Raw genomic sequence first — 26,667 nt, forward strand, 5'->3', positions numbered from 1 at the left:
TGAAAAACCAATTCATCTCCAAATATATAATAAAAATCAGCAGGTGTGTTGATCTTTCTCGTTTCTCTCCAAATCTTGAGATGGGGGTCTTACTGCCCGTTAAAGCGAGATAAGTTTTCAGTAGTCTTTTCCCTAAATGAGCGACGAATCTCTCCGTTTGCAAAGGCTCTTTGTATGATCTCTTGAAAGCTGGTTTTCCAGTAACCTTAATTTGTTCCGACGCTGATATTTCAATTACATATAATATAGAACCCAAAAAACACGACTTACTGATTAGTCGTGTTTTCATGTTATTACATATATTTCTATTTTTTCACGATTTCATGCATAAAAAGTTCTTCTAAATGCATTGTTTTTGTTTCTTGCAATACAGATTGAATATTTCCATGCCTTAATACATGACCATCATGTAGTAAAAGAACATCATCTGCCAGCTCTTCTGCAAAAGAAAGTAAATGGGTGGAAAATAGAATCGTTTTACCACTTTCCTTTTGTTCCTTTAAGATTGTTTTAAGTTCGGCGATCCAGCGAATATCTAAACCATTTGTTGGTTCATCTAAAATCAGTAATTGTTCTTCTCCTAATAATGCTTGTGCTAAGTTTAATCGTTGACGCATCCCTTTTGAAAATTGACGGACGCGTTGTTTGCGATATTCCCATAAACCTACTCGCTTTAAAGCCTTGTCGATTTCGCTTGACTGGATCTTTTTCAATCCTGCAAGCAACTGCAAAATTTCCAGTGCCGTCAAAGTTGGTGGAAAATTGACATCATCGGGCATGTAACGAATCGAAGGTTTCGTAGCCCATTTCAATTCACCACTATCTGGTTTTTCTTCTCCAATTAATAAGCGGATCAGAGTACTCTTACCAGCCCCATTTCCACCAGCCAAGGCAATGATTCGCCTCTCTTGTAAAAGAAATGAAACATCAATGATTCCTTGGGCTTCTGAATACTTCTTAACAAGATTTTTTCCTTCTACCATCATACTTGACGCCCTCTTTTCACTAGCAGCCATTTTGCCAATAATATCGGTAATACAATCCATAAAATTGTGACAATTGCATACAATACGTATCCCATCGTTGAGCTATAAAATTCGGTAAAATGATGGAAGGATGGTCCTAATACAGATGTTTGTCCAGAGAAAAGAAAATAGCCAAAACGAATCCATTCAGCAGGGTTTAGGTGGATCATGATAATCGTCAATTTTTGCAAAACATGCCCTGCAACAACTGTACCAATTGCCATTAGTGCATAGGATAAAAGCAATAATGATGCCGCCCATACGACTAGTGACAAAGCTAATGCATGTAAACGACTTTTAGCAAAAGTACCGCAAAGTATGGCAATGGCAGAGAATATAAGTACTGTCATGATCGACAGTCCTACGAACAGGATTGGTAAATGTACTTGACCTGATATTCCATTCATACCAAGCACGACTGCAAAAGCTAATAATAAAATAAGCATGAATGATAATAGCAAGGCGATATATTTACCCCAAATATATTGGGCAACTGTTATAGGATATGTTTTCAACAATGAAAACCAACCTGATTCTAAATCACTAGCGATCCCCATACTACCTATCGTTAAGATAAATAATGGCAGTAAAAACAAAAGTAAGTTTAAAAAGCTGGCAGTTTGTCTTGTAAAACCATTAACATCAGGCAGTGCAATTTGTTGTATAAGAGAAATCGTAGCAAAGACAAAAACAAAAAGTAATGCTACTAATTGCATCCATCGGCTTCGTAGCATTTGTCTCCACTCTAATCGGATAAACAGGCGATTACTCAATGGTGTACACCCCATTCAAAGGTATCTAGATCAGAAAAACTTAATAATTTTCCCTTACCTTCTTTTTCAATATATTTTTTTGCTTCTTCTTTTGTTTGAAAGGCGATTACACCATAAGACATAGGTGTCCAAATATCTTTGTCATATACGTAAGAAGCTGTTTTGACATCTAGCCATTTCTTACCACTTTCATCTTTGATAAAAGCCTTGCCTAGATCATCCTCATCCATGCCTTTCATATATTCAATTAAACAACCTAAATCATCGAATATTTCATAATCTCCATTCTTTAAAGCAATTTCTCCAGCATATTCTTTATGAACGATCGTCATATTACATATTTTGCAAATATCTGTTTCACTATCGATTTCTCTCGGTTTATATTCTTTATCGCCACAAGCTTGTAAACATAAAACAGCAGCAAAGATACCTACTAACCATCTCTTTTTCATCATTGTATTTCCTTTCTCCAAAACCATAGTATTGCAAGCACCATTCCAAATCCTAATATTATTTTCCAAACAGTCCGCACACTTTTACTTTCCACTATTATGGCACTTTGCATCATCGGTTCCTTGTCAACTAATTGCTTTTTTTCAATTGCATTGGTTTGGCGATCCATCATGTTCAGCAGTACAACACTCGGTGATTCGATAAAATATTGATAAGCAGGCTGTCTAACCATCCATTGTCCGAAGCTTTGGAGTGCCACATAACTTCGATCACCAATCCCATTATCATCCACATCAATTCCTGCATAATCATCATAATAATTTTGTGCAATATCACTACCGCTTCCATCCGAACGAAGATTCACAATGTTGCCGATAAAATCATTCTTATTTATTTTGTTTTGTTCATTCGATCGGATTAGTTCTATTGCTGATTGGTTCATCAAAAATGTATTTTTTTTCATCGATGAATTGGTTAAATTCTGTGCTGAAATCGCCGTTCGATTGTTTTGAAATAGATTGTTGAAAACATTAATATTTTTTGATTGAAATAAAGTCATACCGGAGGCGTTTAATCCATTTTGTTCGAATAGTCGATTATGACTGAGCTTTGCATTTTCAGACATCATCAACATAATACCGGTCACATTCTTCTGAAAAGTATTATCGGTTGCTTGTCCGTTTTTGGTGTACATAAAATGGAGCGCATAACGCCCATTTTGAATTTTATTTTTTGAAAGTGAAATTTGATTCACCGCTTCTATATAAACACCATCTTGAACATTTTGAATATTATTTTCCTGCACTGTCACATTGGCACTATTATAAATAGCTAATCCATTTCCCTTATCGGCATAATGCCCATGGATTCCTGCAATTTCTAGATGCTTTAGTGTAATGTCTTGCGTATTATAAAGTTGGATTCCACTCCATACATTTTTGAAATGAAGGTGCTTAAAATGCAGGTGCTGCGATTTCTTCCCTACTATTCCTATATGAGCATTTTGCACTGTTATGTTTTCAACTGTTACCTGCTCAGCATTTTCTATTTTTATAGCGGGCTTTTGGTTCGCGCTCTGCAAAATGGTGTGCTTAGATCCTTTAATCGTTAGTGATTTACGAATCACTACATTTTCTTTGTATATAGTATCTGGGAGCTGTAATATTCCATTTTCAGGTGTTTGGTCGATCAGTTGTTGCAATGTTTTTGTTTTTGCCTGTCCTTGTGGCATCGACCACATCGAAACGATCAAAAAAATGATGAAAATCCAAATACGTTTCATAAGCCCTCCTCCGTTCTGCGATAAGGCTTTTGGTTGAGCTTTCTTATGGCTGTTTCTTCATAAAGTAAGTAAAATAGTGACATCATTGTATCATTATTTTTCAGTACCCAGAAAGATTTGACGAGAAATCACTACTTATTTTTCCTGTTGACATAACAACACTCATTGAAAATAATACGACAAAAAGGGCATAGGTAACCCCAGCCCTTCTAAGGATTTTTAGTGATGATGACTAGTTATTCATATCCATATCCATGTCCATTTTTTCACCAGAGTCATTGTTTTTCATTTTTTGCATTTTCTTTTTATATCGTTCATTGGCTACACCGTCTACATCTGAAATTTTGACAATTTTAGCACCATCATGTTTTTTGATGAACGAATTAGCGCTTTCTTCATCTTTGAAAAATGCATAGCCATAATTCATTGGTGTTTTGATAGCTGCTTTGACAATAACAGCATCCCCAAGTTTTAACCATTCTTTCGAATCATAGTCACGAACATATTTGTCATATTGGACTTTATCCTTGCGTTCTTGGTTGAGCATACAGCCAATATCGTCAAAGAAAATAGTGGATCCATCCTCTTTAATAGCTTGTGCCGAGAATGCCCCCATTTCATGATTAGCTTCATAGACTTTCATATTACAGAATGCACACTTCGTATCTTCTGTTGGCTCCTGTAATTTAGAATTCACCTTATTATAAGTCGCTGTTTTTGTAGTTTGTTCTGTTTTTTCTGCTGTTGTTTTTTTAGAATCTGTTGTTTTGGCATTGTCTTGTCCGCATGCCGCAAGTAATAGCGCTGCCGAAATAACGATTAACCCTAGTTGTCTTTTCATCATTTTCTCTCCCTTCTTACTAATTATTACTTTAATGATTAGTTGTGAAAAAAGTTCAAAATTCATATGTCTATATTTTGACTTATTGATGTTATGGTGCTCTTATGATGAAATTTTTATAAATAAAAATGCTCTATAAAGTAGATTTTTTCATTTTCTACTCTATAGAGCATATTTTAATGTTATTTTCTTCTTTAATGGCTTACGATAAAGTGAAACTCCATCAGTGGGGGCTTTCTTCACCTCTCACTGAAATAGAGGAACTCAGGTTAAAAGCGCCACGTCCTGTGACAACACCTGAGGGACCAACATCTTGCCCGCCCGAACCAATCGGACGCATGCGGCAGTTGTTCCCCCACCTATCTTTCTCATTCTCTCTAAATCTTGAGATGGGGGTCTTACTGCCCGTTAAAGCGGGATAAGCGTAGCATATACATATAATGGATCATTTCCAAAAATCGTCAAAAATAGTGATTGGTAAGTGGCGTTTATGTTGGGAGCGCAAGTAATGTCCCTCAATTTTTTGACGAGCCTCTTCTGAAATCTCTTTGCCTTCCAAATAGTCATCAATTTGATCGTATGTTACACCAAGCACGACTTCATCTGGTAAAGCTGGACGATGTTCTTCCAAATCTGCGGTCGGTGTTTTTTCATATAAATGTTTTGGACAATTAAGTTCAGCCAGTAGTATTTTTCCTTGACGTTTGTTTAAACGGAAGATTGGCGTAAGGTCAGCTCCACCATCTCCAAACTTTGTAAAGAAACCTGTCACTGCTTCTGCAGCATGGTCTGTGCCAAGTACGACCGCATGATGATGGGCCGCGATTGCGTATTGAACCTTCATACGCTCACGAGCTTTTTCATTTCCCTTTACAAAATCAGAAAGTTCGATGCCTATTTCTTTTAATGATTGAACACTTACATCCACTGCTGGTTTAATATTGACCGTGTACACTTGTGTTGGTTGGATAAATTGGATAGCGTCCTGACAATCTTGTTCATCTGCTTGTACTCCATATGGCAAACGGACTGCCCAAAAGGAATAGCGATTTTCTCCAGCTTCTGCATTTAACTCATCTACTGCTAGCTGCGTTAGCTTTCCTGCTAAAGTAGAATCCTGACCACCTGATAAAGCAAGTACAAATCCTCTGACAAAGGTATTCTTTTTCGCATATTCTTTTAGAAAGTCGATCGATTTGCGGATTTCTTCTTTCGCATCAATTTGGGGGAGTACATGTAATTCTTCAATAATTTGTTGTTGCAAAGTCATTAAAAATCCCTCCCTAAATTAGTATCCATTTCTCTCACCATGTCTTTGACAGCTTCTATATTTTTCATTCTATTATCCCAGCATTTTTGACTTAAATCGACTGGATACTCCTCTGGATTCAAAGAACGTTTATATTCATCCCATAACAATTCTAGATTTTCATTTGCATAAGCTCTCATATCTTGTACAGATGGACTTTCATAAATAATACGGCCATCTTCAATTACTTTCGTATGAAGATTTTTTGCTGTAAAGTTTGTGACAAATTTTGAGATGAATGTATGAATAGGATGAAACATTTTAATACGATTTTCGGATTCAGGATTTTCATCAAACATCGTAATATAATCGCCCTCTGCTTTGCCGTTTTCAAGGTCAATAATACGATATAATTTTTTCAATCCTGGTGTCGTCACTTTTTCAGCATTGGCAGAAATTTTAATACGATCTTGCATTTGACCTTTTTCATCTTCAAGAGAAACAAGTTTATAAACTGCACCTAATGCCGGTTGATCGTATGCAGTGATCAACTTCGTCCCAATCCCCCACTGATCCACTTTAGCGCCTTGAGCCAATAAGTTTAAAATCGTATATTCATCTAAATCGTTTGAAACTACGATCTTTGCTTTTGTAAAACCTGCCTCATCTAACATTTTACGAGCAGCTTTGGATAAGAAAGCAATATCTCCACTATCCAAGCGAATACCTATAAAATTGATCTTATCCCCTAGCTCTTTTGCTACTTTGATCGCAGTTGGCACACCTGATTTTAATGTATCATACGTATCAACGAGAAAAACACAATCTTTATGGCGCCGAGCATATGCATGAAAAGCCTCATAATCATTTTTATACGCTTGTACTAATGAATGGGCATGTGTTCCAGCAACAGGTATATTAAATAACTTTCCAGCTCGAACATTACTTGTCGCATCAAAGCCACCAATAATGGATGCTCTAGTTCCCCAGATAGCCGCGTCCATTTCTTGTGCGCGACGTGAACCAAACTCCATGATCACATCGTCCTTTACAATTTGTTTAATGCGGCTTGCTTTTGTGGCAATAAGCGTTTGAAAATTAACAATATTAAGAATTGCTGTTTCTACTATTTGTGCTTCACCTAAAGGAGCCTCAATCCTCATAATTGGTTCATTTCCAAAAACAAGTTCTCCTTCAACCATAGAGTAAATACTACCTGTAAAACGAAGATTTTTTAAGTATTCAATAAAATCCGAATCATATCCTACTACTTCTTTAAGATATTGGATATCTGACTCACTAAAATGAAAATCACGTAAGTACTCCAACACTCTCTCTAAGCCAGCAAAAATAGCGTAGCCATTTCCAAATGGTAACTTTCGAAAATACACCTCGAACACGGCTTTACGATTATGTATTCCATCCGCCCAATAGGATTCTGCCATATTGATTTGATATAAATCTGTATGTAGCGCTAAGCTATCATCAGGATATTTTGATTTCATACTTAGTCCCTTCTTCCACTGTTTCTTCATAAATCATAGTATACACTATTTACATTTAAATATATCTTGAGAAAAACCAATAGTGTCATGACAACTGTCATCTCATTATCTCACATTTTACTTATGACAAGCCTGCTATTCTTTATAAGGTACACTTTCTATTTCTAATAATACTTTTTTTAATGGGATACCCGCACTAAAGCCTGTCAATTTTCCATTTTTACCGATGATACGATGGCATGGAACTGCGATTAATACTGGATTTGCACCAATTGCTCTACCAACGGCTCTTACGGCTTTTGGACGATCAATACTATTCGCTATTTCTGAATAGCAAGTGGTTTTACCATAAGGAATTTGAAGCAATGCCTGCCACACTTGTTTTTGAAATGGAGTTCCTTGCAAATCCAATGGAAAATCGAAAATAGACCTTTCACCGGCAAAATATTCTTCGTATTGTTGTTGATATTCACCCATTTTCTCTTGGTTTTCTATTAATACAAAATCTTTATAATACTTCTGACACCAAGCTTGCACATCTTCCATCGATATTCCTACATTGCCTATTCCTTTTTCAGAGGCTGCTATAAATATTTCCCACTCTTTTTGATCGAATGAAGTCCAATAGATCGTTTCCATGATTGCCCCTCCACGATTCAACATTATTTTTTACAATATTATAGAATACTTGTGAAATAGATTCATCTTTCTAGTATATAATTTTAATTTATTATACAGTTAATGAAGAGATTTCATTTACAGGAGTGTGTATATGAATACAATCTATCAACCTGCTATTCATTTTCATAATGTTTGCTTTGAAGTGGGGGAGCAAAGAATTTTACAACAGGTTACGGGCTCTTTTCCAACAGGAAATATTACGACGCTCGTAGGCCCTTCAGGAGCTGGTAAAACAACATTACTTAAACTATGTAATGGCTTGATCTCCCCCACTTCAGGAGAAATTTTCATTCATAATAAACCTATCAACTCTATAAATCCGATAGCGTTACGTCGCCATGTAGGTATCGCATTACAGTCTGCACCTATGATAAAGGGTACAGTTTATACCAATTTATCTTTACCTAAAACATTACAAGGAATGTCATTATCACGGGAAGAGGCTATTTCTTTTTTAGGAGATGTTGGATTAGATCCATCCTTTCTTGAACAAAATGTGACTGAATTATCTGGTGGGCAACGTCAACGAGTTTCAATTGCGAGGACCCTTGTCAATAAATCAGATATTTTGCTATTAGATGAAATTACTTCCGCCCTCGACCGAACTTCTGTAAAAGAAGTTGAAGAGCTTATTGTTAACATCAATCAAAAATACAATGTCACGATTATTTGGATTACCCATAATTTAGAGCAAGCCATTAAAATAGGCCACTATACATGGGTAATGATGAATGGTCATGTAGTTGAAACCGGAAAAAGTACGTTATTGAATCATCCAACCAAAGACGTTGTCCAACAATTTGTAGAGGGGTGTTTAGAATGAGCTACACCACACTTTCTTTAACCTTACTGTTTGTGCTGATACCACTTATTCTGTCCAAAACGCTGCATCTTGGATTAGAAAAGGATACATTGATCGCAACAATTCGCTCCATTATTCAATTACTTGCCATTGGTTATATTTTAAAATTTGTTTTTGAATCAGACAGTATGGTATATGTCCTTCTAATGATCGCACTAATGATTATAACGGCTACTTTCAATGCTCGAAAAAAGGGAAAGAATATTAAAGGGATCACATGGAAAGTAGCCATTACTGTAATAGTCGTTGAAGTCATCGTGCAATCTATTTTACTAGGATTTCATGTTGTCCCTGCTACCGCGCAATATATTATCCCTATTAGCGGGATGGCTATCGGAAACTCTATGATATTATCCATTCTATTTTTGAATCGTTTTCAAGGTGAATTAGAGTCTCATAGAGATGAAGTAGAGCTTATTTTGTCACTTGGTGGTACACCAAAACAAGCTATACATCGGCAATTGATCACAGCGATCAAAGCCAGTATGATTCCGACCATTGAAAGTCAAAAGACCATTGGTTTAGTGCAATTACCAGGGATGATGAGTGGTCAAATCATTGCTGGCGCTAGTCCCGTTCAAGCTGTTCAGTTTCAATTAATGATCTTATTTGTACTGCTGACCTCCGCAGCCATTTCCAGTAGTATACTAGGATTTTTATCGTATCCGACTCTTTTTAATGACCGCATGCAAATGTTAAAAGATAAATTTTAGCACTTAAATGGTTAGATTAGACTTGAAAATCAGAAAACCTTTTGTTTGAGAAATTAGTAATCTAAATATTATCATGTAGTTTTAATATTGAATGGGTATTTTACGAAGCTGTTCGAATATGCAAAAAAACGTTTTCCCTTCCATGTTGGGAAAACGTTTTTTGCGTCATAATATTAATTTTGTACCTACGTACTAACTTACAGATTTTAAATACCGAATGCAACTTATTTTCATAAAAACGACAAAATTCAACACAAATAAGCCTATGGTATACATGCATCTGAATTTCCATTTTACTTTAACACTCAATATCCTATATTCCAATTTTAATCTATTCAATATTTTCATTTACTTCCAGCTTATTAATGTTCGTACTGGAGCGAAACATACAAATCTGAATAATAAGCTATCATTATACTTTAAACGTTCGCATTTTAAAAATAACATAGATTTATTGGCGTGTTGATTATCCAAAATTACGCCAAACAAACATCCCTAATTTTTGTAAAATCAACACGCGTGATAGATTTATTCAGAAATATTTAAAAAGAATGTTTTTTCTAACAATTATGATATAATCGTTAAAAATACAACTTCATAACAAAGGGGAAATAGCATATGTCACTTAAAGATTTCTTTATCGCTTTATCCGAAAATCAATTTTTAAATAACAATGCTAAAAAGTATGGACTGAAAATGGGAGCAGCTAGCGTTGTTGCTGGAACGAATATTCCAGAAATCATCGAAAGTATTAAGGAATTAAATTCTCATGGCATCTCATGTACAGTGGACAATTTGGGGGAATTTGTTCATGATAAATCTGAGGCGACTGTAGCAAAGGAACAAATTTTAGATTTGATTGAAGCGATCCATCAAAATGGTGTGAATGCACATATTTCTGTAAAACCTTCTCAATTAGGTTTAGATATTGACTATGACTTTTGCTATGAAAATTTGAAGGAAATAATAGCCTTAGCAGATCAATATCATATTTTCGTCAATTTTGATATGGAAAACTATGATCGTTTACAACCTTCATTTGATCTACTTGAAGAATTATCTCAGGATTACCAAAATGTCGGTACGGTAATTCAAGCTTATTTTTTCCGTGCAAAGGAAGATATCGAAAAATACAAAAACTACCGTTTACGTATCGTGAAAGGCGCATATAAAGAACCTAGCGACATCGCTTATCAAACGAAAGAGGAAATCGACCGCAATTACATAGACTTAGTAGAGTACCATTTATTGAATGGGAAATTTACTTCCATCGCAACACATGATCACAACATCATCAACCATATTAAAAAATTTATCGCCGATCATCAGATTTCAAAAGAAAAATATGAGTTTCAAATGCTATATGGTTTTCGTCGTGATATGCAGATTGAACTTGCAAAAGAAGGCTATAATTTCTGCACATACGTACCATTTGGACAAGACTGGTATGGTTACTTTATGCGTCGCTTAGCGGAACGCCCACAAAATCTCGAGCTTGTTGTAAAACAAATATTCAATAAGCGTACAAATGCCCTCATCGGTGTCGCAGCCGCTGGTTTTACAATAGGTCGCCTAACAAAGCGAAAAAAATAAAAAGAATTTTTTAAAGTGAAATAGTATGCTAGTAGAATAATGCTAGCATACTATTTTTCTATGAAGATAAGTTGACGACCATCTAAAAAGCAATTCATCATGCAAGACAAAGGGGATACCTGGCACTCATAGATCTTAATCAGATTCTATCTTTATTTATTCCAACCTTTTTCTTTAAATCTTGCAATGGCTTCAATACGATTGCTCACTTCTAGTTTATCTAAAATGACCGAGATATAATTACGAACGGTTCCGGGTGACAGGTATAATTCATTGGCAATTTCTTTCGTAGTTCTTCCCTTTGCTACAAGTCCCAATACTTCACTTTCACGATCTGTTAATGGATTTTCTGTTTCCTCTTCGTATACAATATCGATCAACTCAGGAGCATAGATTCTACGACCATCCATGATGACTCGAATAGCATTTACTAACTCTTCGATAGGACTATCTTTTAACAAATAGCCTCTGACTCCCGCTTTTCTAGCTCTTTCAAAGTAGCCCGGTCTAGCAAATGTCGTTAAAATAATGACCTTTACATCTTTTTCTTTCAATTCTTCTGCAGCGTCCAAACCTGTTTTTTCAGGCATTTCAATATCCATGATAACGATATCTGGTTGATATTGATCGACAAGTTTTAATGCATCCACGCCATTATGCCCTACGCCAACAACCTCCATATCCTCTTCCATATTGATCAATGATTGCAAAGCACCTAGAAGCATCCCTTGATCTTCAGCAATTACGATCTTAATCATCTTGTCCACTTCCTTTGCAGAACTTATCCGACTCTAGTTATATTTATTATAACAAATGTGAAGAACTGAGGTGATTATTCAACACTTGGATAACATGAGATCGAACTTAAATGAAATCTCACCCAAAGCTTTCTCATTCTACTGGGTATGAGTTAAACCAAGCTGGATTTTATAGTGATCCCCCTCCTATCCTCTTAAACTTTTTCATATACAGATTGGGAATCAATCGCTCATGAAAATTGGATTCTTGAAGTGGGGCATACTGTCCGTTAATGCAGTATTAAAAAAACGTACACACTAAAATTCTTAGTAATGCACGTCTTTTTGCATAAAATTATTTTGGCTTATTGTATACGACTTATTAAACTTTATTTGCAGGGTTAATAGACTTTTTCATTGATTTTAAAGATGATTTTATTTTGTAATCATATGTTGTCTTAAGCCTTTTCACATCTTCAAACGCAACAAAATGTTTACGTGGTGCATCATACAATTTGTATCGTAATGATTGCAAACTTGTCTTAAGTGTAATCGTTGTTGCACGTTGTAATGGAGGTGTTTGTTCGTGCGCTTCTTCTAACTTATAATTAGGAATCCTTGGTGCCAAATGATGCACAGCAGTTCAAGAAAAATTAAATGTCTTAAAAGATATACTTTGAAGTGAAGACGATATGGTATTTGCACATCCATTTTGTGTGTGCAAGACTATTCGCTTTATTGGCCAATTTCAATCACTTTCCTTTCTTAATCTAGAGGCTTGAACAATCTCTATTATAGAACCGAAAGTGATTTTTTTGTGTATACCATCTTGTTATCCACCCGCATAGCAGGTGGTTTTTTGTTGAGCCTTCTTCAGGCTCAACAGACTAAAGTCCATAAATAAAAAAGAGTAGCCTTTGCTACTCTTTAATAAAATAATTCTGCACTTTCCAATCACAGGATTAATCCTTCTAAATCATTCTCTTTAAAAATTATTTTTTCAACCACGAAAATATTTTTTTATAACCTAAAGCTAATAAAATTAATATAAAAGCAATAATCATTAAAAAAATAGGCACTACTATTTTCAAAGAAACACTCCCTTATATAAATTATAAAGAAATTATAAATTCCCCAATAATTTTCATTTTTTCTATATTTCCAATCATACGGCTATCTACAGATACATCTCTATTATCCCCTAATAAAAAATAAGAATTATCTGGTATAATAACTTCAAAATCTTCAGTGAATCTATATGGCATTAACTCTATATTTTCATCTATTTTTTGCCCATTTATATAAACTTCATTATTTATAATACTTAATTTTTCACCAGGCATTCCTACAATTCTCTTTACATAAATCGAATTCTCATACTCGAAAAATATTATATCAAATCTATCTAAAGCAAAATACTTTTTTGAATATATAACAATATCCCCATTATTCAGCTTTGGGTTCATAGAATCCCCATTGATTTCACATAAACCAAATAAAAAGAAAAAACTGAACAAAACTAAAAATAATAAAGATATTATACTAAATAATATTTTTTTCACTTTTTTAAATTATTTTCTTACTTTTTTTAATTACACCCTTTTGATTACAAGAAATGTTTGCTCTTAAGTATGTTTCATCCCAGACCACACCTACACCCTTTACATTTGCTCCCCAACTCGCAGTAGCTTGTTGATAAGCTATTCTTTCTTTCTTACTTGGTTTAGAAATTGCAGATGCATGTGAATAAGTATTATATAGCATTCCATAAAAATGTCTTTTTACAGCATTTCCAGTTCTAACCGCAGTTACTTTTGAACCGTTATAAGTGAATTTCGCAGAAATATAGCATGAAAATATTTTCGCTCCAGACCAATCAATATAAGTAGCTGTATAAGATGCACTTTTAGTTTTACTAGTTGCCGCATTAGCTTTATCAATAAATGGTAACCATGACGTTAACAAATTATCAGAATCGTCGTTTAATTCTTCTAAAATATCAGGAACAGTTTCAACTTTTTCTTCTGTTTCCCATATATCATCTATAATTATTGAGTTGTTATTAGTAAATGTAATATCAATATTATCATTTAAAGAATAGGTTTGTTCTTCTAAATCTGAACCATCATGAATTAAATTTACTCGTTGATTTTCAGAATCCACATTAATATCTAAATCCGAATCTATTAGATTTTCAACAGGATTAGTTTCTTTTCTAATTATATTATGTACTTCTTCTGTTGATGGATTATTTAAATCTTGTAGATTTTCCACCACATCATTTCTAAATTTTTCAATTTCCTTTTGTTGTTTATTACTTAAATCTATTTCTATAGTTTTTGAGTCTAAAGAATTATCATTGTCTGCAGTTTCGGAAGCAAAGACTGTAGGAACACTCATATTAGATATCAAAGTCAAAACAAATACCAAAGACAATAACTTCTTTTTTATTCTATTCATACTATTTCTCCTTTACTATTCATTTTAGGGAAAATACACCTTTTATTATTTCATCTTACAAATATAGTCTAAAACGGTAAATATGTCAAGGACACAATAAAAAAAGAGATTAAGCAGCTAGAAGATGATTCCTATATTGAATAGGGGTCATCTTTTTTAAATCCCATTGATAACGGTAATGGTTATAATAAATGATGTAGTGATTTATTTTTGCCTTCAATTCCTTCAAAGTTTTAGCCGACTGATAATCTACCTCATCCTTCAGGTGGCCAAAAAATGATTCTTGAGGGGCATTATCCCAACAGTTACCTCGCCGTGACATGGACTGGCCCAAACTATACTTTTTTAACAGTTTCTGGTATCTAAGGCTGGTGTAATGACTTCATTGGTCTGAGCGGATAAAGGCATCTTCATGGAGCTGAATTTTCTTGTTGTTCATTAATTTATGAATGGTCTTGATTGCGGTATCCAGTGTAATTCGGTCAGACACATGGTAAGCTAAGATTTCATTGGTGGATGCGTCTTTTATGGCCGACAAATAAGCCATGTAGTTGTGGTTATATGGCAAATAAGTGATGTCTGTCAGTAACACCTTCCCAGGGATTTCCTGCTTGAATTCCCGGTTTAATTGGTTTGGAACAACCTGGTGCTCCTTCGTTGCTTTGGCGATCTTTTTGTAAGGATTCGGCTTCCTGTGAGGACAGACAATGCCATATTTCTTCATGATTCTCTGGATCTTTTTGCGGCTGAAGATCGTGTTCCATTCATTTTCCAATATCATTTTGATGGAACGGGCGCCTTTCTTATATCCTCGTTGGTCAAAGGCCTTCAGGATAATTTTCTTCGCTTCGAGGTCCATTTTTTCCCGTGCCTCTCGGACAGAAGAAGCCTTCAGATAGCTGTATACCCGGAACGGGAGAAACCCAGGAGATGACAAAAATATCTAGTCATTCCCATGAATTCATTCTGCCTCCTTTCTGTCATTTCTAGCTTTTTTAACAGCTCCACCTGTCCTTCCAGCAGCTCGATTCTGGCCTTTTGCCTCTCCATGATTTCGGCTAATGTAAGCTCCCGTTTTAAGGGTCTGCCGGAACCCGTTTTCCTCGAATCTGTCAGTCCGATCAATCCATTCTTTTCATAGGCTTTTTTCCACCTATAGGCGGACTGTTCCATTCGTTTTATACCGATAATGCCCACATCGAAGCCATTCTCCTCAAAGATTTGGCAGGGAAATTTGCCGGCCTGATATTCATCTAAAATCATCTGTATAGGTAATAGACCTCTCGCTGACACGGTATACATTTGGATTCTTTTTAAGTGTATTTATCTCTGTAGGTGAAAAAGTTATTTTACTCATATTGTCCCCTAATCTCTAAACTCTGCATTCAAGTATACAAAAATACCTGCAGGCTGGCACTCTTTTTTTCAAGTGTCCTACCTACAGGTAACATTTTAGTCGCTACTCTCTTTTTATTTTGACCGACTTTAAACCCAACAATATTATTAACTCTTTTATTTTTAAAGAAAGATCCATGTGTACAATCATGGAAAATGATAAATGTACGTACTACAAAGCCCACTGCTAATATACTAAGTCCAATAGCACCTAGTACTGTATAAGGGATGATCCAATAAGCAGCAACCCACAATAGAAGCATTGGCAATATTGTATTAATTATTTGCATGATACTTTTTCTCGTATCAGAAGTTGCATATGTCATAACCGCTTTTTTCAACTGTTTTGTTTTTTCGTGATTTGTCAAAAAACCCTCCTAGCCTTTTTATAGCTACGCTTATCATAATTCCCTCTTTGTCTTTCCAATAGAGATAGATGTCATGATGATCATATGACAACTATCATATTACCCAATATAAAAAACAGGTAATAATGGATTCTTAGCAAATAACAAAAGCAAATCCGTCACCTTAAATGAATGGCGAAATAATATGCATCCCAACACATTAGAAAGTTCACCACCTTATTCTATGGGTAAAGAATATACGATTAGCTAGGAGAGCCATCAGTCAATATCGTGAAGAACTAATAATCCCAACAGCAGGTATGCGAAAAGAATGGCAATAACTTATCCGAATATGAGATCAAAAAAAGAGTAGCACAAACCCTAGTTTGTACTACTCCTGCTAATATGTTTTTGCCTTATTTTATTCTACATTAAAGTATCGTGCATCTGGATGTGCAAAGACAATAGCACTGACAGATGCTTCTGGTGACATCATATAACCTTCTGTCAAATGGACACCAATATCTTCTGGTCTGATCAATTTAAATAATTTCTCTTGATCCTCCAAATTTGGACAGGCTGGATAACCAAATGAGAAACGTTGCCCTTGATACTTTGCTGCAAATCGGTCTCGCATCGTAAAATCGGTGTCATCAGGGAATCCCCAGAAATCACGCATTTCTTGGTGAAGGCGTTCAGCAAAGCCTTCTGCAAGTTCCAAAGCTGTTGCTTGTAATGCATGGCTCTCTAAGAATTTTCCTTGTTCTTTTAAACGGGTAGCTGCTTCTCGAACACCATGTCCCGCTGTTACCTGCATAAATCCTACATAATCCATTTCTCCACTATCCACTGATCTCAAGAAATCGGCTAAACATAAGAATGGTGCCTTTTGTTGACGAGGGAATGTGAAACGTTCAATTTCCGTTTTAGCATCCGTAGGGTCATAAATAATAACATCATCCCCATCTGATTGTGCAGGGAAGAATTGATATATACCTGAAGGACTTAAAATATCTGAATTCAAGTATCCTGTCACCAATTCATATAACTCAGTGGCCCTTTCATCACCTTTTTCAAGCATCGATTCGTTAAAGCCTTTCAAACCAAGGTGATGGCCAATCAATGTTCTCATATTCACATATGGTTGTAGATAAGCAACAGAATAATCTCTTAATATATGTCTTATTAAATCCTGTGGCACAAAAACTGGCACATCTGTGCGTACTGTTTTAGTTGGTTTTGGTGCTACAGCAACCGCTGTTCTTTCTCCTCTTTTTGCTTCTTGTGCCATTCGTTTTTCCTGTGCTGCATGCAACTCGGATAATAGATTTTCTTTATCAGCACTTTGCAGGCGGTTTGCTATTTCAAGCCCTTGCATAGCATCTTTAGCATATAACACAGGACCATCGTATTCTTTAGCAATCTTTGTGTCTGCAAACTTCCGAGATAATGCTGCACCACCCACAAGAATAGGTGTTTTGATCTGCGCTTCTTTGAAATCTTGTGCGGTAACAACCATTTGCTGAGCAGATTTTACAAGTAACCCTGATAGCCCAACGATATCTGGTTTTTCAGTACGAATGACCTCTATAAGTTCTTGAGGCGAAACCTTAATACCTAAATCAATCACTTTATAGCCATTATTACTTAAAATAATATCCACAAGGTTTTTCCCAATATCATGGACATCGCCTTTTACAGTTGCAAGAATTACTTTTCCCTTTCCCGTATCATCTTCCTTTTTTTCCATGAAATCTTCAAGGAATGAGACCGCAGCTTTCATAACCCCTGCAGATTGTAGTACTTCCGCAACAATCAATTGATTGTCATTAAAAAGCTTACCAACCGTAGCCATACCAGCCATTAGTGGCCCATTAATAATCTCTAACGGTGTATCATACATTTCCAAGGCTGCTTGTAGATCAGGAATAAGACCTTCTTTTGTTCCTTCAACAATATAATAAGATAATCGTTCTGGAACAGTTTTTGGAATGTCTGCTTCTGTTTTTTCTTTCTTTTTATCACGATAAAAGTCTGTAAATACAGCCAGTGTTTCATCATTTGTATGAAATAACAAATCATTCGCTAGTTTGATTTCGTTTTCAGGAATAGAAGCATAACGCTCAATCTTTTCTGTATTTACAATCGCGTAATCGAGACCGGCTTGTGTACAATTATAAAGGTAAACAGCATTTAATACTTCACGTCCTACTGGGGGCAATCCAAATGAAACATTACTTACACCAAGTATGGTCAAAGCTCTTGGCAATTTTTCTTTAATGAGACGAATGCCTTCAACGGTCTCAGTAGCTGATCCTATATATTGTTCATCGCCTGTTCCAACTGGAAAAACAAGTGGATCAAAGATAATATCTTCTGGTGAAATGCCCCATTTATGAACCAATAATTCATAAGAACGTTCAGCGATTTCTAACTTACGATGACGATCAACTGCCATTCCTTTTTCATCAATGGTTCCGACTACGACAGAAGCACCGTATTTTTTGACGATTGGTAGTACTTTTTCGAAACGTTCTTCCCCATCTTCAAGGTTAATCGAGTTAATAATCGCTTTACCTTGTGAATATTTCAAGGCCTCTTCGATCACCTTTTCATCGGTTGAATCAATGACAAAAGGCACTTTTACTTTCTTTACAACCTCTTTCATAAATTCTTTCATATCTTCCAACTCATCACGATCTGGGTTCGCTAGACAAATATCTAAAACATGCGCGCCATTTTTTACTTGCGCACGTGCAATTTCAGAGGCCTCTTCATACTTTTCCTCCACAATAAGCCTTTTAAATTTACGAGAGCCGATAACGTTCGTCCGTTCACCCACAAATAATGGACGCATAGAATCATCGTAGATCAATGGGTCAATACCAGAAACCACATGACCATGTTCGTGATCCGGCTTTTTACGCGGCTTACGGTCCTTTACAACCTCGCGTATTGCTCGAATATGAGCAGGCGTTGTGCCACAACATCCGCCTACCAAATTTAGCCAACCTTTATCTGCAAAACCAGCAAGTTTTTTAGATAAAGTTTCAGGGGTCTCATGATAATGCCCTTCTTCATCAGGTAATCCCGCGTTTGGATAACAACTAATATAGCTTGTCGCAATTTCTGATAGTGATCGTAAATGGTCCGTCATAAATTCCGGTCCTGTCGCGCAGTTCAAGCCAACAGATAGTGGTTTAATATGTTCAATGGAAATATAGAATGCTTCAATTCCCTGACCAGCAAGCGTTGTCCCCATTGGCTCAATCGTTCCCGAAATCATCACAGGAATTGTTTTATGTAGCTCGTCAAAAGCTTGCTTAATACCAAGCGTACCTGCTTTTACATTTAGCATATCTTGACTTGTTTCAAGTAATAAAACATCCGCTCCACCTTCGATCAACCCTTTTGCTTGTATATAAAAATCATGTTGTAGCTCATCAAAGGTAATGCCACCTGTTACAGATAATGTTTTGGTTGTTGGCCCCATAGAGCCTGCAACAAAACGTGGCCATTCTGGAGTTGAAAACTCATTTGCCGCCTTCTTCGCAATTTCAACGGCTTTTTTATTGATTTCCTCTGCTCGGTCTCCTAAATGATATTCGTTTAAAACAACTGGTGTGCCACCAAACGTATTGGTGCTAATAACATCTGATCCTGCTTCAAGATATGCGCGGTGAATCGATTCAACAACGTCAGGGCGTGTGATGTTCAAATATTCGTTACAGCCTTCATACTCTTCTCCGCCAAAATCCGCTGCTGTTAAATTTGCATTTTGCAACATTGTTCCCATAGCACCATCTAATACTAAAATATGATTTTTAAGTCGTTCCTCAATGAGATGCTTTGACATAGTTGCTTTCTTCCTCTCTCTTGTAATCTAGTTCGCGAATATAATTTATCAATTCGATTGACATATCATAATGCATAAATGGTGTGATCAAATAAATACCATTGAACAGTTCAGCCGCTGTATCGATCAACTCTTTTGCAATAGCGATTCCCTCTACCTTTGCAGCTTCTTTATCTTCTCCTGTTACCCTCATACGTTCTAATACACTTTCTGAAAGTTTGATACCCGGTACCTCATGATGAAGGAATTCAGAGTTTCTTAAACTAGTAAGGGGCATGATGCCAATGAAAATAGGTGTATCTAAATGCTTCGTTGCTTCGTATACTTCGATTATTTTTTCCTTGCTATAAACAGGCTGTGTGATGAAGTAATCTGCCCCCGCTTCAATTTTTTTCTCCAAGCGCCCCACCGCACGCTCAACGACACGAACATTTGGATTGAATGCCGCAGCAATGGAAAAATTCGCTTTTTTCCGCAATGGCTTTCCTGAAAATGAAATACCTTCGTTTAATTGTTTGATCAATTGAATAAGTTCAATACTTGATACATCATAAACGCTGGTTGCACCTGGAAAATCTCCAATTTTTGATGGATCTCCCGTAACAGCTAAAATATCATGAATTCCCAAAGCATTTAACCCCATTAAATGTGATTGCAACCCAATTAAATTTCGGTCACGGCAAGTAATATGAGCAAGCGGACGAATATGATGGCTTATTTTTAAGATGGAGCCCATCGCTATATTGCTAATGCGCGGTGAAGCAAGCGAGTTATCCGCCATTGTGATCGCATCTGCTCCAGCTTCGTATAAAGCCTTTGAACCCTTTATAAATTTCTCGATTTCTAAATTTTTAGGTGTATCGAGCTCAACAATGATGGAACGTTCGTTTTTGGCCTTTTCATGAAGTGGTTTATAGGGATCTTTTGCTGCCTCTTTAATTTGAATAACTTCTTTATGTTTGACTACTTTGTGATAAATGGGTGGTAGATCTGCTAATCGATGTTTCATGGCAGCTATGTGTTTAGGCGTTGTTCCACAACATCCGCCGATTAGGCGTACACCTTGATCTCTTAGCAAAACTGCAGAACGTCCGAAATAATCTGCCTCAGACTCATAAACAATTTTTCCATCTTCAACATCCAGTAAACTTGCATTTGGATAAGCCGAAAGAAAAGCCTCTGTAGGGAGCTCTACATCTTCGAACGCTTGAATGGTATGGTGGGGACCAAGGCGACAGTTGACTCCAACGATATCTGCACCAATCGCTTCTAATTGATGGAGCGCATCGTTTAAAGACAAACCGTTTTGCAATATCCCTGGTTCATGCATAGATACTTGAGAAATGATAGGAATATCCGTTATTTTACGTAAATGCTTAACGGATGCTGCAAGTTCATCAAAATCATAATAAGTTTCGAGCAATAACCCATCTGGATTACCCGCTAATAAATAACCTGCTTGTTCATCCAAACATCGAATAATTTCTTCTAAAGTTGCATCACTTTTTCGTATTCCTCGAATACCACCAATTGTGCCTAAGACAAACTGTCCACCCTTTGAAGCTGCTCTTTTAGCAATTTGAATGGCACCCTCGTTAATCTCTTTCACTGAATTTTCTAGTCCATAACGTTCTAATTTGATGCCATTCGCTGTATAAGTATTCGTCTGAATAATATCTGCACCTGCATCAATGTATTGCTGATGGATATTTTCAATAACTTCTGGCTTTGTAACATTCAATTCCTCATAACAATAGTCGATACCATATGAATATAATAATGTCCCCATTGCACCATCTGCAGTTAGCACTTGGGATTGAAGTTTCTCTAAAAGTCCCATATAGTCCATCCTTTCTTTTTCTAAATAGTCCGTCACTATAAAGCACAACTTTCCACAATGGGAGATGTGCCTCTATCCCAATGAATATTTGTTGACGGATCAGGCATTTTACAGGCAGAGAATCCCCACATACTCGGCTATTATTTGTAGCCCTGAGTGGCAAAGCTTACTACCTATTCATGCAGAATAAAATAAAAAACCTTCTTACAAAATAAGAAGGTTTTAGAATGATCATTTATTAATTCCCTTCTTATCTGCAGGATTACTCCACTGGAATTAGCACCTGACCATTTGGCTGGTTGCTGAAGCTTCTTCGGGCCAGTCCCTCAGCTTCTCTTGATAAGAAATGTTATCTAATTGTTAGAATAATTAAAAGAATCATACCTCTTTATCTTAATTTCGTCAAGACAATATGAAAAATAGAGTTATAATTGCACATTTTTTCTCCATCAGCACACTTAACTCATTTGCTTATCTTGAAATATTTTGTATCATCTGTGTATGCTTGTTTATTAATCAGTTTTCCTCTAATAATCATACGTTTTTCACCATTATAATTACATGTCACTAATGTAAGTAACTTTTCATCTTGTTGATCTTCAATCACTTCTACTTGTGTAGGTGTAACGATGAACATCGTTGAAATTTGATATTCATATATATTCTTAAAGTCCGTGATATAAACCATCATACCTTTTTTTGCTTTTGTTAATGGGCTGAATAGAGTTTTTCCATTATTCATGTTATGTCCAGCTAAAGCGTAGTTGCCCTGTCCCATTACTTGATCTCGTTTCATCGTTCCTGCGCCAATAGTAAGATTGATATTCGAAATACCATAAACAATGGGTAGCTGTAGGTGAACATCTGGAACACTAATGGCTCCAATTGCATGAACATCTTTCTTTTTTGTTTGGGCATTGATGACATCTTGTAGACCGATATTTTTCACTTCTTTAAAATCAAATGTTGTATCAGGTGATGTTTCTATTTCTTTCACATTCGACTTTTGAATGGTTTCTTCAGACATATTGGCAACTAAATAGCCCATTATTGGTTTCTGAAAAATGAATACGAATCCAATAAAAAGGAATAAGATCCCAAGCACTAGCCATAATTTTCTGATCATCTTATGAACCTCTTTCATCTTCTCTGTCTTTCCATCTTACATACCCGCATCTATTTTGACAAACAAAAAACCAAGAATGGAAAATCCCCCTCTTGGTTCATTTGAATTTTGTCATATATAAATATTTTTTGTGATAATTTTTCTATACTAATTGGCTAGCGATTTTCTGTGCTGTATCTTGACCATTTTGGATACAACTACCAATTCCAACGCCATAGTATGAGCAGCCAGCTAAAAGGACATTAGGATATTTTTCTTCTAATTGAGCATTTAAAGATTTGACCATTGCCGCATGCTCCATGCCATAAATCGGCATTAAATCATTCCACTTTGTAATATTTACAACAGTTGGCTTTCCATTTAATTTTAATGATTTCCTGATATCATCCAATACGATCGCTGTTATTTCTTCTTCGCTTAAATGTTTTAAATCTTTAAATAAGGGGTTCGCACTTTTATAAAATACACGAATTAACAAGTTGCCTGATTCCGATGTATGCTTCCATTTACGACTTGTCCACGTGCAAGCATTACATTTTACATCATTATTTTCAGAAACAATATAACCTGTACCATCCGCCGGTAGGTTTTCATCCGGTATATCAAAACCAACATAGACGGCTATAATAGACGCATTATGGATCGTATTTAAATCTTGATCTATTGCTTTATCTTTCAAAATTTCACTCGTCACGGCATGTGGTGTGGATAACACAACAAAATCTGCAACAATATCTTCATGCTTATCAAATGAACAGATGTATTGTTGACCTTGTTTTTCTATATTTGTCGTTGCAACACCTTTGATGAATTCTACATCCGTCAATGTTTCCTCTAAACGATCAATCAATTGTGACAAACCATTTTTAAAAGAGATGAACTTTTTATTGGCTGACTTTTGGAACTGCTCGCGATTTGCACCGAAGCCTTTGATAATACTGCCGTATTGTTCCTTATAGTCAAGTAGATATGGTAGTGTGGAAGCCATCGTTAATTTGTATAAATCACCTGAGTACACGCCAGACAATACTGGTGCAATTTGCTTTTCCACTAATTCTTTGCCTAAAAAATATTCAAGAAATTCACCAATGGAACTATCTTTTGTAAAACGGTCATTAGGCAACTCTAGATCTTTTAAAGCCTCTTTTTTGCCTTGTGGCGATACAAGTGTACTACTGTTGAGCGATTCGATGCTTGTTGGAATACCAAACACACTATCGGCTGGAATAGCATGCAGAGTATTATTTGTATATATATATGAAATACCTGTTCCATTGTAAACTAGGTCATTTTCTAAACCTAATTCTTGAACAAGTGGCATAACACTTTGGTGACGAGCAACAATGGAGTCGGCACCTGTTTCCATGATGAAACCTTGATCATGTTCTGAATGTATTTTACCGCCGAGAAATTCATTTTTTTCAACTAATACAAGCCTTATATCTAAATTTTTTTCTTTTTTTTGTTTTTGTAAATAGTGCATTGTACAAAGACCTGTAATACCTCCACCGACAACGACAACTGTTTTCAAGTTGCTCAACTCCTTCATTTAGCGACATCATGCGCTTTTTGACATTTTTCAGTATAATCTTTCATAAAAATAGACGCCATGATTTTGGTCACAACGTTTATAAGAAATATGTGAATTTTAAAGTAGAATGGACTATTCTATTTCAACATATAGTTGATATACATTTGATTTTACTACAGAAAAGCATTTTCTACAGACAAAATGAGTTGAACATGCTGATAGATAGGTCAAAACTTAGCTTTATGATATCCCAACCTCAAAATTTAAGGGATATGATATATATGGTCTTCACCTATATCATATCCCTTTTTAACCATAAAAGGCTTTTTTGAATGGTTCTCTGTTTATTCAATTTTAAATATCACATTTTTACTGTACTATTCTTATTTTTTGTAATAGTAATTCTCATAAAATCTCTGAATTATTTTTCACCTTTGACAATCTCTCTACTAATCAAAGCTGTATAGTATTCTTCGCCCTCTTTGTCTGGATGAATATGATCGTCATAGAATAAATCATCTTGCCCATCCGTCACACTATACCAATCGATAAGCTTCACATTTTTATGATGCTTGACTGCTATGGCTATTTTACGATTGACATTATCCTGCCAATTGCGTGGGACACGTGTATTCACAAGATAAATATGACGGTCATTCCCTATGGCTTTCAGTAAATCATTCAGTTGTGTTCCACTGAAATCTCCATTAGATCCTAATCCTAGAACGACAACTCTCCCTAGCTGGCCTTTTTGCTTTAACTTGTTGACAGTAGCAGTTGCCTCATATACTTGGCGCCCCACTTTTGCATCTACGACGATTTGTGGTATTTGCTGCTTGAGAGCAGTAGCTGCACTCAGCATAACAGAATCTCCAATTGCTGTAACACTAATCGATGAAGGCACTTTCATCGCTTCAATCTCTTGTCGTGTTTTTTTCTGTTTAGTTGCCGCCTCAGCTGTAGCTTTTGGTTGTTGCTGTTTCGTAACTTCACCCTTTTTAGCTACATCTTCCTTTTCTACCTTCTCTGATTTAGTGCTTGAGGCTACTTCTTTTGCTGTGTCTAATTTTTTCTGTTCTTCTTTCAGATGTTCTTCTAGTGCACCACTACTAGTCTGCTTTTCAGTAGGAGTAAACACCATACCCATCACAAAAATTATCATAATACAACCCATAAATGCAGAACCAATTCGATAAGGTAATGCCCATTCTTTCCAATTCCAAGACCATTCGTGAGTTTGGAACTTATGGAACCAAATCCTCCATTCGCCCCTTCGAACAGGGTTTTCGACAAATCGCCAAGAAAGTTCAGCTAACAAAAGTGTTAAGGCAATGATTAAAAAGGATTTCCAAAGTGGAACATCCACTCCATCTATACCTGCTCCCAGTAATACAACTATTGGAAAATGCCAAATATATATGCCATATGATCGTACGCCGATCCATAATAGCGGCTTAAAACTCAACACATCCCCTATACGACTTGCAGGATGTACAATCGTTGCGATCAAGATAGCCGACACAATGGAGGCTAAAAACATACCACCATAATATAAAAACGGTCCTTCCTCGTGCATGAAAACAAACATCAGCAAAAGGAGGAAGAAACTAACTGCCCCAACACCATTCAATAATTGCTTTGCTTCATCCGTGACATTTGCTTTAAGCTTTTTACTTGACCATACTAATGCCAATGCCGCTCCTATCAGTAAAGAAAACACCCGCGTATCTGTACCATAGTAAACACGGCTTGGATCTTCATTAGGCGTAAACATAATGGCCATCACGATAGCCGACAGGAATGCTCCTCCAAGAATCCACAATGCGAATTTTCCCTTTTGACGGACAAAATAGAAAGAAATAATAAGGATAAGAGGCCATATAATATAGAATTGTTCCTCTACTGCTAGTGACCACAGATGTTGTAAAGGAGATGGCGGTGAAAACTTCGTAAAATAAGAATGATCTTGTACAACATAAAACCAGTTGCTAACATAACAAGCAGCAGCCAATATTTCTGACCGCAGTCCCGTTAGAAATGATCGTTGAAATAACGTAATCCAAAAGCCTATTAATATTAACATAATGAATAAGGCAGGGATTAATCTTCTAAATCTCCGTATCCAGAAATTTTTCAAATCAATGGTTCCATACTTTTCATATTCATTGATCAACAAGTCTGTAATCAAATAACCTGATAATACAAAAAATACGGTAACTCCTAAATAGCCTCCTACCATTCCACTAACATGCAAATGATATAATATAACTGCAATTACCGATACAGCCCTCAGACCGTCTAAACCACTTATGTATCTGTGATCTTTTTTCACCGGTTCCGGCATAAAAGATACCCTCCTACTTGCAACAAAAAGCTTATCTTATAGATCCATCCTATT

21 protein-coding genes, 2 pseudogenes and 1 riboswitch are annotated in these 26,667 nt (G+C 36.0%); of the genes and pseudogenes, 3 read left to right on the forward strand and 20 right to left on the reverse strand.

The window, feature by feature from the left end:
• Positions 1 to 305: 305 nt before the first annotated feature.
• The 8 genes from FEZ13_RS11195 to FEZ13_RS11230 all read right to left on the reverse strand — a co-directional run bounded on the left by FEZ13_RS11195 (position 306) and on the right by FEZ13_RS11230 (position 7,767).
• Complete coding sequence (locus FEZ13_RS11195) at positions 306 to 986, reverse strand: ABC transporter ATP-binding protein (protein ID WP_146550826.1); 681 nt, start codon at positions 984 to 986, stop codon at positions 306 to 308.
• Positions 983 to 1,798 (reverse strand): ABC transporter permease, encoded by an 816-nt coding sequence (locus tag FEZ13_RS11200; protein WP_255473114.1) that lies wholly within the window; start codon positions 1,796 to 1,798, stop codon positions 983 to 985. The genes FEZ13_RS11195 and FEZ13_RS11200 overlap by 4 nt, the downstream gene beginning before the upstream one ends.
• A complete protein-coding gene (locus tag FEZ13_RS11205; protein ID WP_146550828.1) occupies positions 1,795 to 2,250 on the reverse strand; it encodes a nitrous oxide reductase accessory protein NosL in 456 nt (151 codons plus the stop codon). Before FEZ13_RS11205 ends, FEZ13_RS11200 begins: the two co-directional genes overlap by 4 nt.
• A complete protein-coding gene (locus FEZ13_RS11210) occupies positions 2,250 to 3,533 on the reverse strand; it encodes a right-handed parallel beta-helix repeat-containing protein (RefSeq protein ID WP_146552672.1) in 1,284 nt (427 codons plus the stop codon). The genes FEZ13_RS11205 and FEZ13_RS11210 overlap by 1 nt, the downstream gene beginning before the upstream one ends.
• Positions 3,534 to 3,765: 232 nt before the next feature.
• Positions 3,766 to 4,374, reverse strand: a complete 609-nt coding sequence (locus FEZ13_RS11215; RefSeq protein WP_146552673.1) for a nitrous oxide reductase accessory protein NosL — start codon at positions 4,372 to 4,374, stop codon at positions 3,766 to 3,768.
• Positions 4,375 to 4,819: 445 nt separating this feature from the next.
• Positions 4,820 to 5,644 (reverse strand): ammonia-dependent NAD(+) synthetase, encoded by an 825-nt coding sequence (gene nadE, locus FEZ13_RS11220; RefSeq protein ID WP_146552674.1) that lies wholly within the window; start codon positions 5,642 to 5,644, stop codon positions 4,820 to 4,822.
• Positions 5,644 to 7,128, reverse strand: coding sequence for a nicotinate phosphoribosyltransferase (locus FEZ13_RS11225; protein WP_146552675.1), 1,485 nt, complete (start codon positions 7,126 to 7,128; stop codon positions 5,644 to 5,646). Before FEZ13_RS11225 ends, nadE begins: the two co-directional genes overlap by 1 nt.
• A gap of 135 nt (positions 7,129 to 7,263) precedes the next feature.
• Positions 7,264 to 7,767 carry a methylated-DNA--[protein]-cysteine S-methyltransferase gene (locus tag FEZ13_RS11230; protein WP_255473115.1) on the reverse strand — a complete coding sequence of 168 codons (504 nt, stop codon included), beginning with the start codon at positions 7,765 to 7,767 and terminating at the stop codon, positions 7,264 to 7,266.
• 133 nt (positions 7,768 to 7,900) lie between these two features.
• Between FEZ13_RS11230 and FEZ13_RS11235 the strand changes: the two genes are divergently transcribed.
• From FEZ13_RS11235 to FEZ13_RS11245, 3 genes are all read left to right on the forward strand, one after another.
• Positions 7,901 to 8,632, forward strand: a complete 732-nt coding sequence (locus FEZ13_RS11235; protein ID WP_146552677.1) for an ABC transporter ATP-binding protein — start codon at positions 7,901 to 7,903, stop codon at positions 8,630 to 8,632.
• On the forward strand, positions 8,629 to 9,384 hold the full coding sequence (locus tag FEZ13_RS11240; protein WP_146550835.1) for an ABC transporter permease: 756 nt from the start codon (positions 8,629 to 8,631) through the stop codon (positions 9,382 to 9,384). Before FEZ13_RS11235 ends, FEZ13_RS11240 begins: the two co-directional genes overlap by 4 nt.
• 618 nt (positions 9,385 to 10,002) lie before the next feature.
• The gene (locus FEZ13_RS11245) at positions 10,003 to 10,977 is read left to right on the forward strand and encodes a proline dehydrogenase family protein (RefSeq protein WP_146552678.1); all 975 of its coding nucleotides are present in this window, start codon (positions 10,003 to 10,005) and stop codon (positions 10,975 to 10,977) included.
• A 152-nt stretch (positions 10,978 to 11,129) separates the two neighbouring features.
• Here FEZ13_RS11245 and FEZ13_RS11250 read toward each other — a convergent pair whose 3' ends face one another.
• The 12 genes and pseudogenes from FEZ13_RS11250 to FEZ13_RS11305 form a co-directional block, all read right to left on the reverse strand.
• Positions 11,130 to 11,735, reverse strand: a complete 606-nt coding sequence (locus FEZ13_RS11250) for a response regulator transcription factor (RefSeq protein ID WP_146550837.1) — start codon at positions 11,733 to 11,735, stop codon at positions 11,130 to 11,132.
• Between the two features lie 361 nt (positions 11,736 to 12,096).
• Complete coding sequence (locus FEZ13_RS11255; protein ID WP_370467667.1) at positions 12,097 to 12,342, reverse strand: hypothetical protein; 246 nt, start codon at positions 12,340 to 12,342, stop codon at positions 12,097 to 12,099.
• A gap of 43 nt (positions 12,343 to 12,385) precedes the next feature.
• Positions 12,386 to 12,460: pseudogene (locus tag FEZ13_RS11260) on the reverse strand (IS200/IS605 family transposase); the annotation flags it as partial.
• A 366-nt stretch (positions 12,461 to 12,826) separates the two neighbouring features.
• The gene (lepB, locus tag FEZ13_RS11265) at positions 12,827 to 13,276 is read right to left on the reverse strand and encodes a signal peptidase I (RefSeq protein WP_146552679.1); all 450 of its coding nucleotides are present in this window, start codon (positions 13,274 to 13,276) and stop codon (positions 12,827 to 12,829) included.
• A gap of 4 nt (positions 13,277 to 13,280) precedes the next feature.
• Positions 13,281 to 14,174 (reverse strand): hypothetical protein, encoded by an 894-nt coding sequence (locus FEZ13_RS11270; RefSeq protein WP_146552680.1) that lies wholly within the window; start codon positions 14,172 to 14,174, stop codon positions 13,281 to 13,283.
• Between the two features lie 109 nt (positions 14,175 to 14,283).
• A pseudogene (locus FEZ13_RS11275) lies at positions 14,284 to 15,531 on the reverse strand (IS3 family transposase).
• 28 nt (positions 15,532 to 15,559) lie between these two features.
• Positions 15,560 to 15,937, reverse strand: a complete 378-nt coding sequence (locus FEZ13_RS11280; RefSeq protein ID WP_146552681.1) for a fatty acid desaturase family protein — start codon at positions 15,935 to 15,937, stop codon at positions 15,560 to 15,562.
• 400 nt (positions 15,938 to 16,337) lie between these two features.
• Positions 16,338 to 19,772: a methionine synthase gene (metH, locus tag FEZ13_RS11285; protein WP_146552682.1), complete on the reverse strand. Its 3,435-nt coding sequence runs from the start codon at positions 19,770 to 19,772 to the stop codon at positions 16,338 to 16,340.
• Positions 19,753 to 21,612, reverse strand: a complete 1,860-nt coding sequence (locus FEZ13_RS11290; RefSeq protein WP_146552683.1) for a bifunctional homocysteine S-methyltransferase/methylenetetrahydrofolate reductase — start codon at positions 21,610 to 21,612, stop codon at positions 19,753 to 19,755. Before FEZ13_RS11290 ends, metH begins: the two co-directional genes overlap by 20 nt.
• 247 nt (positions 21,613 to 21,859) lie before the next feature.
• Positions 21,860 to 21,958, reverse strand: a riboswitch (SAM riboswitch).
• 117 nt (positions 21,959 to 22,075) lie between these two features.
• Positions 22,076 to 22,738 (reverse strand): class A sortase, encoded by a 663-nt coding sequence (locus FEZ13_RS11295; RefSeq protein WP_186725851.1) that lies wholly within the window; start codon positions 22,736 to 22,738, stop codon positions 22,076 to 22,078.
• Positions 22,739 to 22,880: 142 nt separating this feature from the next.
• Positions 22,881 to 24,269: a protoporphyrinogen oxidase gene (locus FEZ13_RS11300; protein ID WP_146552685.1), complete on the reverse strand. Its 1,389-nt coding sequence runs from the start codon at positions 24,267 to 24,269 to the stop codon at positions 22,881 to 22,883.
• A gap of 421 nt (positions 24,270 to 24,690) precedes the next feature.
• Positions 24,691 to 26,613, reverse strand: coding sequence for an acyltransferase family protein (locus FEZ13_RS11305; RefSeq protein WP_146552686.1), 1,923 nt, complete (start codon positions 26,611 to 26,613; stop codon positions 24,691 to 24,693).
• Positions 26,614 to 26,667 lie beyond the last annotated feature (54 nt).

Origin of the sequence: Rummeliibacillus sp. SL167, assembly GCF_007896505.1 — a bacterium.
GTDB classification, from domain to species: Bacteria; Bacillota; Bacilli; order Bacillales_A; family Planococcaceae; genus Rummeliibacillus; species Rummeliibacillus suwonensis.